The following is an 11,835-nucleotide window of genomic DNA, read 5'->3' as shown; positions in this document are numbered from 1 at the left end:
CTTGTACTTTCTACATTAGAACAGTTAGAAGGAATCAAGCGTACTACTAAAACCCTTCTACATTCTGATCAAGGATTTCAATATACATCAAAAAGTTACGCAAAACAGTTAGAACAATTAAAGATAAAAGGAAGTCATTCTAGACGAGGGAACTGTTTTGACAATGCATGTATTGAATCGTTCTTCTCTCATTTAAAAACAGAGAAGTTGTATTTAGTGCGTCCAAAAACATATGAAACAACTTATCGAGCAATCCAAGAATATATCACATTTTACAATCAAGAGCGATTCCAAAAAAAACTTCACGGCCTTTCCCCGATAGAATATCGGGAAAAGGCCGTGGCATAAAACTCTTTTTATTATTGTCTACTTGACGGGGATATGACCAAAGGCACTCTCTTTTTTCAATTAGATAGTTTCTCCATGATCTAAACAAAGTAGATTAGCTTTAGCTGATGGCTCTTCAATAGATTGATTAGCAACACCAACAGATAAAATCCCCGTAAAAATCATTACAGTTAAAATTAGTTTTTTCATTATTTTTATGCTCCCTTCTCTAAATCTTTTTTGTCAGCATCTAGGGCGATGTGAAAGAATCTACTAGCTTTTTCATAATTGTTTATGTCATAGAGTTTGTTTCCGAGAATTGAAGCATATTCTTTTACATGACCCCATAGATTTTCTTTCTTGAAATAATATATTCCCGTCATAATAACTTTCTCTAGTTCCCCAATCTCTGCCCCCTTATTGAGTTCTCTTAATATAGCGAAATGGCACTTATATTCTTTAAGTTTTGTAAGGTTATATCCTACCTCAATTAGATCTGCAGCAAGAAGATTTTCTCCTAACTTATAATATTCCCTAGCTAATAAGAACATAGTTCTAGGGTTATTTTTTAAAGAATCCTTTAAATATTTAATCGCTAACTCTGAAAGGTTTTGATCAGCATATAATAATCCTAAATTATGTTTCACTTTACCTATTAGTTGTTCTTCGCCATATTTTTCAAATATTCTAAGAGCCGAAATGAAATTTTCCTCCGCAATTTCAAACAGTCTAAGTTTCGTACAAGCAAGTCCTATGGTATTTTGACAGGAAGCAACTTTCATTTCATATCCTGTATGCTTCGAAAATACCTCTTTTGCCTTATTAGCATATTTTGCAGCCAACAACGGGTTTAAGGATTGATAATGGAATACTGCAAACATGTAATCAAATTCAGCCTTTTCTAATTCATCTGGAATCGTTGCTAAGAGTTTTTCAGCCTTCTCATATTGTTCTTTTGCTTCATTATGATTTCCAACCGAAATTGCATAAATAGCTTTGAAGAAATGATAATAATATTTCAAAAATGTTTCGGTTTGCTCTGGAAATGGAGCAATCTTTTCTAGACAATCTTTAGAACCATCTGTATCACAAACCAGTAAATTATATCTAAAGTTAAGTAGAGAATAATAGATAGAGATATTAGAGTCTTCCTCCATACTATGAATATTTCTATCAATCTCTTCCTTTAAGTGCTTAGCTTTTATTATATGTTGAGAAATAATTGCATTATACCAACCGCTTAATAATGTTATTATTTCTTCTTTTGCTATTATATGTGTATCCATAATATTCCTCATCCTATTATAGTAATATCATCATAAAAAACAAATTTTCCGACATCTAACTTTCCATAGTCGAAACAATGGCAGAACATGTCCAATCCCTTGCTTATGCAGCCATTATGTGCTGAGTCCATCAATACGGATAAGAGCTATATTTCTCGCTTACTTAATTTTTGCTGCATCAAACGCTTTTTGAACTGCTTGAACTTCAGCTGAGTTAGCCCCATATTTATTTGTTGCAACTCGAATACAACCCGCTCTCAATTCAGAGAAATCAGAAGCCATGTTTAATTCATCAGTGTTTGCATAATGGAAGATATCAAACATTTTGTCCTCACCAATACCTTTTACAATTACACCGTTATGAGTGCCACCTTTCGCAATTAAATACGCAACTTTATTGATAATACTAGAGTTGAAATGAACGCCACCATTATCCCATCCATTAAAATCGTTAAATTCACTATAATCATCTGGATAAGGTACTCCAGCTGAAGATTTAATTGAAGATGGATTTGCCATATCACGGAACACCGCTCCCGTTTGCTCTCCCATTGTCCAGTTAAATGCTCCATTATTTACGTATTTCTCAATAGCTGTTCCCATAATATCAGATAACGCCTCGTTAATCGCACCAGATTCTCCGGAATATTCCAAATCGGATTCACTAGATGTAACCGCATGTGTAAATTCATGTCCCGCTACGTCAAACGCCTTTACAATAGGATCTCCGTATACAAGCATGCTACCATTATTATAGCTTGCTGCATTCTGCCAATTTTTCGGATCATTTGTATCTGCAGAATCCCAAGCATGTATAACTGATACTACTTTTTGTCCCTTATTATCAAAACTATTACGCTTATATTTATCCTTATAAAAATCATATACTTTTGTTGCTAAGTAATGAGCGCTTACCGCCTTTGGATCATTAAATGTTGTTGAAGTGCTAGTTGCTAGAGTACCAGGATAATATCTTTCTTCTTTAGTAATATCCCTATAATTTACATCATACGTTTCAATTCCTTGCCCTCTAGTGTAATCAGCAAGCGCATATTTTCCATTACTTTGTTTAGAGATACCAAATGTACGAGAGATACCTAAATCATCTTTTCCTGTTCCAGTTAATGATGTAAGATTGCTTTTTCTACTTTCCTTTAAGGCCCCAACAAGCTTTTCACTAGCTTTTAAGTTAGATTCCTGCACCATATTTTTCAACATATCCCCATTATGTGCATTCACTAAATATGTTCCAGATACATATTTTGGTGTTGCAGCAGCAAATGTAACTTGGTATGCATTGCTGGCTTGTCCATTATTTTCATCAACAAAAATAACTTCCTTTACTTCTGGTTCAGAAATAAAATTGATATCATTCCCGTATTTCGTATAAATATATTGTTTCGCTTCTTCTTGTGATAGATTAATAGGCTTCTTTAAATCTTCTTGCTTTAAATTTTGCGCGCTATCCCCTGAAACACTTTTAAGAACACCCTTTTTATCTACGTGTGCAGTCAATTGATGGCCATATACTTCTTTTCCTTCGTATGTTTGTTGCATACGCACAAGTGTCGTCCCATCATAAGAAGCTCGCTTTTGAAGAACTTTATAATCTACTCCTGTTTCTCCATTCACTTGTTTTGGAGACAACGCTTGCTCTGTTTTCTCTTTAAGAGCATCTTTTACTACATTCTCTGGCTCCTTTTGTGATGGTTGTGTAAGTTCACCTGTACGAAACGAATCCTCTTGAATTTGAACTTGTAGTTGATCTGTTTCCTCTGCATGACCTACTCCATATGGTGCTACGGCAGTTAAAGCTAATCCTGTTGTTAACGCGACTGTAGCTAATGTTTTTTTATTCTTCATCATATTCACCTCGTATAATTTTCTGAAATATTGAACTTGTAAAAAAAGTATACTGTCTATTCTTGTCAAAAAAAAGAGAAAACGCAGAATTTATGTAACATTATGCAAAATTTCATATTTTAATGTTGATAATTAGTTATTTACATTCAATTATTCTAGAAAAAATTAATGTTTATATGGATCTAACTAATCCTTATTTAAGAACAAACATTAAAAACTTCATTTTGAAAAAATTTGATCAAAATGAAGCTATGTCTTCAAAATAAGTATGTGATTTTGATAATAAAGTTTAAATAGAAATAAAACCTCAGCATGGATTGAATTTGTTTTCAAATTCTGTTTTAGCAATTTTAATATATTTATTAACAAACTCTGTTTGTACTTCCATGTTTCTGTCTTGGTCATATTCATACGTATCTATTAAACTCCTTTTTAATTTAAAGCAAAAGTAATACAAGAAATAGATACTATTCATAGTTTATATAAACAAAAACGAAGTCTTGTGGAGGACTTCGTTTTTTACAGTGCATAATGAATTACAGGAATTATTAACACTTTTATATTATTCAACAATTCTGAATGCGGTTCTTTTCGTTTAAAAACTATGCTACAAATCCGAAATATTCTCTTTTTGATGTAGTTGGAAATTCTCTTATTTTCGTTAGTTTGATAGCACTAGGAATATACCCTATTAATGTTCAAATGGTAGATCAGACATAACCTTCTCTTCTTCCTCTTCATGACTTTCACCACATAATGCCACTGTTGGTATAATTAATCCCGTTGCCAATGCAAACGTTATTATTTCTTCTTTACTTTGCATGTTTTCACCTCACATAATTTATATAGTACCATATTAAGATTAAATATTTTATATGTCGCATCAAAATAATAGTGAAATGCATTTTCTATAAAATTTTAATGAACAGTCTATTGCTTGTTATTTACGACAGGTGATGTGTGTCATTGATGAACTAGAAGAGTTTTTCAAAAAAGAAGCAACCGTGTTTACTGACGTTTGTTTCTGTTACATTCGTGCTCAAATGGTAAATTAAAATCAGCTATACAATTTCCTTTTTGTGGTATTTTTCATATTGTTCCATAACTAATAAAACTAATTCTGCTGTTAACAAAACATTATATACAAATTTCCCCTATTTATGTTTTTCACCACACTTGATTTCTCGATTTACCAATCTTAAATACATTATAATTGTCTAATAGTGTCGAAAAAAAGAGGAATTGAAATTTATATTTTTTAATATTCAGAATTCAGACATTAACGCTAATGCTCCATCTACGATTTTTAAAGCTTCCATTACCCATTCCCATATTATGCGTAACAACACATACCTATCAAGTTAACATGATAGGTTTCCACAAAAACGATACAAATAAGAAACTGTTAACCTCAGCGCGGTGCTACCTTATTAAAGTGTTCTATTTCATGGTTATTGTGTAATTTCTATGTAACAAAGAAAAAAGCACCCTATTTGGATGCTTATCGTATGAATATCTATTGAGATCAAAGCTTATTCATAAATTACATACAAGCAAAAAGATATGTACTACGACGTACTATAACCTTTTATGTCTTCAAGTGAAATTAATGAGTGAATCTACCGCCAAGCTGTTGTTCAGCCATAGCTACTAAACGTTTTGTAATCTCACCACCAACTGAACCATTTGCACGAGATGTTGTGTCTGGACCAAGCTGTACGCCAAATTCTTGTGCAATCTCATACTTCATTTGATTAATTGCGTTCTCAGCACCTTGAATCACTACATTATTATTTCTGTTATTTTTATTTGCCATATGTATCACCTCCTACGTTTTTAACATGCTACGAATCACGGAAAAATATTTATTCCTTTTTATGGTAATTGATATTTAAAAGTTTCCGTTCATGTTCAATCAGAAAACAAAAAGAACTTGTAGCAATCACTACAAGTTCTTTTTAAGGTAAGGTGATAAAAAGGAACACAAACTATCTTAACAGGCATATTAGAAAAACATAGGGATGATGCTTGATAGGTTTATTATATAACAAATATTAACATTTGGAGACTGTATTTTTGAAAATTATGTGAATTAAGAAAACCTAACCATTTATTTCATTTTTATTCTGTTTAAAGAACCACTGTAGTTAAATGATTTTTCCATATATCCCTTGTATATTAATTGATCTTAAGATGTAAAATATCCATTAATAACTACATTGTATGTAAATTCAAACCACAGAAGGAGCTATATATCATGGATAAAAAAGATTTACGAAATCATCAAATCAACAACATGCCTTTAGATGCACTGAATACTCCGAGTAAGGATCAAGAACAAATGCAAGAATCAGATCAAAGGCTTTCTAACAGAAATGAAGATAGACTCATCAAAAGACAAAACAACAAGCTTTAGTTAAGAACGAATAGGGAATTTTGTTGCATAAAAAACTACCTTTATTACCGCTATGCAGCTACATCTATTTTATTTTTTACTTCGAGAAGGTATTATATCTATAAATCTAGAAGGTAAAACAACATACTTTTTTTCCTGGAGTGATTCCGTATGAAAATACTAGAACACGAAACGTAACAACCGTATATCTCAATTAGAGGCCCTCCTCCTCTGTTTATTCACTTTATTTTTCTTATAATAAACAGGAGGATCGAACATGAAAAATGATAAATTATTTTTAACACTTTTAGAAAATGCAAATACGAGCTTTAGTGGATGGGATTTCTCTTTTATTACAGAAACTGGTCGCATGAAAAGTGAATTACTTTCTTGGTCATATGGCAGCATGGCCTTTCAGCTTATACAAAACGCTCATGCTATGCTTGATATGGGAACAGGTGGCGGTGAATTTTTATCCCTGTTAAGACCTTTCCCTTCAACTATTTATGCGACTGAAGGTTATACACCCAATATCCCTATAGCAAAAAAGAAATTAGAACCTTTAGGTGTAAAAGTAGTAAAAGTAACGGATGACAACACCTTACCGTTTGATGACAGGCAATTCGATTTAATTTTAAATCAACATGAATCATACTCTGCTTCTGAAGTAAAAAGAATCCTTTCTCCAGATGGCATCTTCCTTACGCAGCAAGTAGGTGGCTTAGATTGTGCGGAAATCAATGAAACACTCGGCGTACCACCCAATCTAGAATTTACAAATTGGCAGTTAGAAACAGCTCTAGAGGAAATACAACAAAGTGGTTATAAAGTTTTACAATATAAAGAAGAATTTCCCGTTCAAAGATTTTATGATATCGGTGCTTTCGTCTATTATTTAAAAGCCATTCCTTGGCAAGTACCTAACTTCAAAACTGAAACATATATAAATGAGCTATACAAAATACACCAAATTATTCTACAAAAAGGGTATTTCGATGTGAAACAACATCGTTTTATGATTAAAGCTCAAAATCTTTAATCAGTGGACGTTTCTTCTTGTTAAATGAATCAGGCTGTTACTGCGGGCTAATTCGAAAAGAGACCTAAAAGGTATGCCTCATTACCTTTTAGGTCTCTTTTTTGAATACATTATTTATTCTATCCTTAAAAATCATTTTACTGCGGTTTATTCGGCTGTTCTACAGGAACTGGATTTCCACCCACTCGTTTCGCTTTCAATTCAAAATAGGCATCTAAAACTTCTCTTCCAATTTTAGAATTAATCCCTGATTTATCATCGTTTACCCATGGTACAACTACAGAAAATGCAACTTCCGGTTCCGCGTCATAAGGGGCATAGCCAGCTAAGGTTAAATTATAACATTTTTTTCTATCTCCATTTTCGTCTTTACCTGTATCGCTATCACCACCATATATCGCTTCTGCTGTTCCTGTTTTTCCAGCAGGCTTATAAGGAAGATTTTGAAAGTGGGCTACACCAGTTCCGTCAGTTTCTTGAAATACCTTTCTAAGCCCCTCTTTCACTTGATTTATATACGAAATATCCATATCTACACGATTTAAAATGACTGGTTCCATTGATTGAACAACCTTACCAATATCCTCTGCTTTATCTGGTTGCTCTCTAATCTCTTGTACAATTTGTGGTTTCATACGATAACCACCATTCGCAATCGTTGAAATATATTGCACAAGCTGAAGCGGTGTATACGTATCATATTGACCGATTGAATAATCAAGTAAGAATCCCGGTGTATTATCTTTTCTTCCCCGTTGTCCCGCAGTCTCATTGGGTAACTCAATCCCCGTTGGAACGCCTAAACCAAATTGCCCAAAATGATAGCGCATTTTATCAAATACTTCTTGTTTTATATTTAACGGACTATTCGGTACATAATCAATTCCAGCAATCTTTAAAGCGGTATGAAACATATATACGTTAGAAGATACTTGTAAAGCTCTTACATCATCAACATCACCAAAATCTTTCCATGATCTCTTTTCTTTTGTTGTTCCTTTAAATGTCATCGGCGCATCGACAAAATGAGTAAATGGCTTAATAGCACCCGTTTGATAACCCGTTAGTAAAGTTGCTCCCTTTACTGTTGAACCTAATTCATAAGAGCTCGTCATTGTACCAAGTGCAAAATCTTCTACTTGCATATTTCCATCTTTATTTACTAGTTTTTTTCCTGAGATTGATAACAGCTGTCCATTTTTAGGGTTCATCATTACCACAAAGGCCCGATCAAGCAACGGTTCTATGCCTTTGAATGCCATTAAATTTCTTTCAATGCTTTCCTCAACTTGCTTTTGTAATTCCATATCAATCGTTAACATTAAATTATTTCCACTTTTTCCTTTTTTAATTTGTTCGGTTCGAAGTATCTTTCCCTCCTTATCTGTAATGTTTTTTGATTGCGCTTTCGTACCATGTAACGCATCTTCATATTGCTTTTCAATATAACTCTTTCCAACACGATCATTACGGTTATACTCTCGAACTAAATAATAGTCTAGTTGTTCCTTTGGAAGTCCTTCATCAGCGCTTGAAACGTTACCAAGTATAGAACGAAGTATCTTATCATATGGATATATACGTTCCCAATCTACAGTTGTATCTACACCTGGAAGATCCGCTAACTTTTCACTAACCACGGCATATTCGTCTTGTTTTACATCCTTCTTAATAATTTGAGGAATCATTTTATAACCAGCGCTCATTTTACTTTTAATTGCTAATACTTCTATATCTTGGACAGTCAGTTCCTTTAATTCCTCCGCTGTAATCCGCTCACGTCTCAATTCTTCCATCTTTTTATCTAATTCTTTTCCCTCTATTTTTTTTGCTCTTAGTTTCTTTTCATCCTCCTTTGTCACCTTTTCTGCTGCACGCTTCTTATGTAATTGCATCCAAAAATCTTTCTTATCTACCTCTGTTAATTTATCCATAGCTTCCTGCGGCATTTCAATGATTTTCGCAAGTAGTTTTGCCGTATTTAACATTTCTTCTGAATTAACGCCTGTCATTTTTGTATATGTAATAGTCCGTAATGGTTTATTATCAACAATCGAATGGCCTTCTCGGTCAAAAATTTTACCACGCGGAACAGGAGTACTAACCGTTAGATCCTCCTTCTTTTCCACCTTATTTGTATACGTCTTGCCATCTATAATTTGGACCTTACCTAATTGAATAATAACAGTTGAAAACATAAGAAATACAAAGAAAAACAGCACATTTAACCGAAAAGGAATGTGGTTTTTCTTTTTCCGTTTCGTTTTCTCTTTCTTCTTTTCCATTATGCTCTCCTCTCTCTATAGTTTAAAGTCCCTTTCCCTCACACAATTCGCAAAATAAGTAACCAAAAACAAAACCATACATACTCATCCTGATATAAAAATTTTCTCTATTAATAATATTAAAGCACATAGATAATATAATTTATAGTATTCTATGGAAAATTAAGAAAATTTAAACTCGAGAAAACCGAGATAAATACCTCTTATCTCGGTTCTCCTACACCATTTAAAATTGATCTACAAACTGCCCAATCTTCTGCTGAAATACATAATCAAAATGATTCTCTTGCCCCGTTAATTCTTCATTTACTAAAATTGTTGTTGCCCCTACTTCTCTTTTTGCAATTTGCGGGAATGATGCAACCGGCTGCACTTTTAACGACGTTCCCATCACGAGTAATACATCCGTTTCATATAAACGCTGCATTGCATTTTGATATTGCGGCAATGTATCACCGTATAAAACGACATCTGGATTTAAGATGAAATTACATATTTCACATCGTGGCAGTTCATGATCTATCATATATTGCAAATCATATTTCGTTTTACATTTTGGACAGTGAGCTGTTTGGAGTGTGCCATGTAAATCAATAACGTGCTTACTACCACCTAATTGATGTAAACCATCGATATTTTGTGTTAATACTGTGATATCTTTTCCTTTTCTTTCTAAATCAGCTAAAAATTCATGCCCTCGGTTCGGTTTATATTGATGAAACGTATTAATTTGAAATATTTCTTTATAATGTTTCCAAAAGTCTTTTGGGTTACGGTTATAATACCCTCTCGATAAGTACATTTCTACTTTTGCATCTGCATATAAACCATTCGCTGATCGAAAATCCGGAATACCACTTTCAGTACTCGCACCAGCACCCGTTAATACCGTAATCTTATTTGCTTTTTCTATAATAGAACATACTTCTTCATATTGCTGCATGACTCTCACCTCTATGTATACTTCTTCCTATTATTATAACATTTGTCCATAGTAGGCGTTGCATTTTTGCTTAGTGTGTTGCCCCGCCGCATTCTACAATATCTGTTTCTACCTCTAATGCGACCTGTATTAACAATTCAATTCCTTTTGTAATAACAGGCAGTGACATACTTGATTGCCCAGGATGATTACTTGCTTGCTTTGGCAAAAACGGAATATGTATAAAACCACCTCGGATCCTATTTCCATTCTTACCTAACATATGCATAAGTCCATAAAAGAGATGATTACAAACAAATGTACCTGCAGTTTGCGAAACAGAAGCTGGTATTCCTTCTTCACGAAGTTTCTTTACAATCGCTTTCATTGGAAGCGTAGACCAATATGCGACGGGTCCTTCTTCTATAATAGGTACATCAACCGGCTGATTCCCCTCATTATCAGGAATCCTTGCATCATCAACATTAATTGCAATTCGTTCCACTGTAATATCTGGGCGTCCTCCTGCTTGTCCTATACATATAACAAGCTCTGGTTCTATTTCCTCCATATAAGTCTGTAACACTTGTAGTGACTTATGAAATACAGTCGGAACTTGCTTACTAATAATCTTGTAATCTCCCATCACTTGGCCATCTAGTTCCTTTGCAACTTCCCAGGCAGGATTCATTTCTTCTCCACCAAAAGGCTCAAACCCTGTTAACAATACTGTCTTCATCATCCCCACTCCCTTCTAAAACCTGTACACAAGTCCATACATGATGAACATATTAATCACAAAAATAGTAATTGCAATTGGTGCTTGAGCCTTTATTACCGCGTTTTTATCTTTTAATTCTAATAGCATCGCTGGTACAATATTAAAGTTTGCTGCCATCGGCGTTATCAATGTACCACAGTACCCTGCAAACATTCCAAGCGCAGCCATGATCGCTGGGTTACCTCCATGCATTTGAACGATAAGCGGTAGACCAATTCCTCCTGTAATAACAGCAAATGCGGCAAAGGCATTCCCCATTACAACTGTAAACAACATCATCCCTAAACAATATGCCATAACAGCGACAAATGGATATTCTGTCGGCAATACTTGTCCTACTAAATCTGAGACAACTTGACCCACACCAGATTTTGCAAAAATACCACCAAGCGCTGCTAACATTTGTGGTAAAATAACGGCCCATCCGACAGCTTGTAATAATCTGCTTCCCTCTTGTACAGGGGCTGTTATTTTTGCCTTTGTGATTCCCATTGCCGCTACGAAAGCAAGCAATGCCCCAAGAGCTAATGCGATTAATGTGACCTTCTCAGGATCAACGAGAAATACATTTCCAAACTTTAGCTTTCCTAACGTTAACGTACCAATGATTGTAAAAATGGGAATTAAAATAGCGGGCATAAAAATTTTATTTCTCAATTTTTCTGCATGTTTCACTCGCTCTTCTGTAGGTGCTTCTTTTTCATTGGACTTCGTTACTTTATTTAATGATGCTAAAACGACCATTGCTAATACAATACAACCGATATAAAATGACGGAATCATATTCCCAAATAAAAATGTAATAGAAAATAATGCCCAAAATAAACTAGAACCAAGGCGATTTGGATGCTGACGATCAAAAGCAATACGGATCGCGACAAAGGCAACAATAATACCTAATAAATAATAGATTGTATCAAGTGTAATAATATTCATC

At 34.0% G+C, this 11,835-nt stretch carries 12 protein-coding genes; 3 read left to right on the top strand and 9 right to left on the bottom strand.

What is annotated here, in order from left to right:
* Nucleotides 1-348 (top strand): IS3 family transposase (locus M014_RS0114970; protein ID WP_026592465.1); only part of this gene is annotated, 348 nt, incomplete at its 5' end.
* Between the two features lie 60 nt (nucleotides 349-408).
* Here the strand turns inward: M014_RS0114970 and M014_RS30360 are convergent.
* The 5 genes from M014_RS30360 to M014_RS0114940 form a co-directional block, all read right to left on the bottom strand.
* Complete coding sequence (locus M014_RS30360; RefSeq protein WP_255259976.1) at nucleotides 409-537, bottom strand: hypothetical protein; 129 nt, start codon at nucleotides 535-537, stop codon at nucleotides 409-411.
* A gap of 5 nt (nucleotides 538-542) precedes the next feature.
* Nucleotides 543-1,613 (bottom strand): response regulator aspartate phosphatase, encoded by a 1,071-nt coding sequence (locus M014_RS0114960; RefSeq protein WP_026592464.1) that lies wholly within the window; start codon nucleotides 1,611-1,613, stop codon nucleotides 543-545.
* A 159-nt stretch (nucleotides 1,614-1,772) separates the two neighbouring features.
* On the bottom strand, nucleotides 1,773-3,476 hold the full coding sequence (locus M014_RS0114955; RefSeq protein ID WP_026592463.1) for a M4 family metallopeptidase: 1,704 nt from the start codon (nucleotides 3,474-3,476) through the stop codon (nucleotides 1,773-1,775).
* A gap of 691 nt (nucleotides 3,477-4,167) precedes the next feature.
* On the bottom strand, nucleotides 4,168-4,299 hold the full coding sequence (locus M014_RS30355) for a hypothetical protein (RefSeq protein ID WP_255259975.1): 132 nt from the start codon (nucleotides 4,297-4,299) through the stop codon (nucleotides 4,168-4,170).
* Nucleotides 4,300-5,082: 783 nt separating this feature from the next.
* Nucleotides 5,083-5,292 carry an alpha/beta-type small acid-soluble spore protein gene (locus M014_RS0114940; RefSeq protein WP_026592462.1) on the bottom strand — a complete coding sequence of 70 codons (210 nt, stop codon included), beginning with the start codon at nucleotides 5,290-5,292 and terminating at the stop codon, nucleotides 5,083-5,085.
* Between the two features lie 441 nt (nucleotides 5,293-5,733).
* Between M014_RS0114940 and M014_RS29675 the strand changes: the two genes are divergently transcribed.
* Nucleotides 5,734-5,892, top strand: coding sequence for a hypothetical protein (locus M014_RS29675; protein WP_170833646.1), 159 nt, complete (start codon nucleotides 5,734-5,736; stop codon nucleotides 5,890-5,892).
* Between the two features lie 256 nt (nucleotides 5,893-6,148).
* Nucleotides 6,149-6,910 (top strand): class I SAM-dependent methyltransferase, encoded by a 762-nt coding sequence (locus tag M014_RS0114930; RefSeq protein ID WP_026592461.1) that lies wholly within the window; start codon nucleotides 6,149-6,151, stop codon nucleotides 6,908-6,910.
* Between the two features lie 137 nt (nucleotides 6,911-7,047).
* On the opposite strand, the gene M014_RS0114925 is transcribed toward M014_RS0114930, so the two are convergent.
* From M014_RS0114925 to M014_RS0114910, 4 genes are all read right to left on the bottom strand, one after another.
* Entirely contained in the window at nucleotides 7,048-9,195 is a 2,148-nt protein-coding gene (locus M014_RS0114925) for a peptidoglycan D,D-transpeptidase FtsI family protein (RefSeq protein ID WP_026592460.1), read from the bottom strand.
* A gap of 226 nt (nucleotides 9,196-9,421) precedes the next feature.
* A complete protein-coding gene (locus M014_RS0114920) occupies nucleotides 9,422-10,138 on the bottom strand; it encodes an NAD-dependent protein deacylase (protein ID WP_026592459.1) in 717 nt (238 codons plus the stop codon).
* 70 nt (nucleotides 10,139-10,208) lie between these two features.
* On the bottom strand, nucleotides 10,209-10,856 hold the full coding sequence (pcp, locus tag M014_RS0114915) for a pyroglutamyl-peptidase I (RefSeq protein WP_026592458.1): 648 nt from the start codon (nucleotides 10,854-10,856) through the stop codon (nucleotides 10,209-10,211).
* Between the two features lie 15 nt (nucleotides 10,857-10,871).
* Entirely contained in the window at nucleotides 10,872-11,834 is a 963-nt protein-coding gene (locus tag M014_RS0114910; protein ID WP_026592457.1) for a DUF979 domain-containing protein, read from the bottom strand.
* Between the last annotated feature and the right edge of the window lies 1 nt (nucleotide 11,835).

The sequence above is a fragment of the Bacillus sp. UNC437CL72CviS29 genome (genome assembly GCF_000482345.1).
GTDB lineage: Bacteria > Bacillota > Bacilli > Bacillales > Bacillaceae_G > Bacillus_A > Bacillus_A arachidis.
The sequence above is the reverse complement of the archived record's forward strand: the minus strand, read 5'-3'. Positions and strand labels throughout refer to the sequence as shown.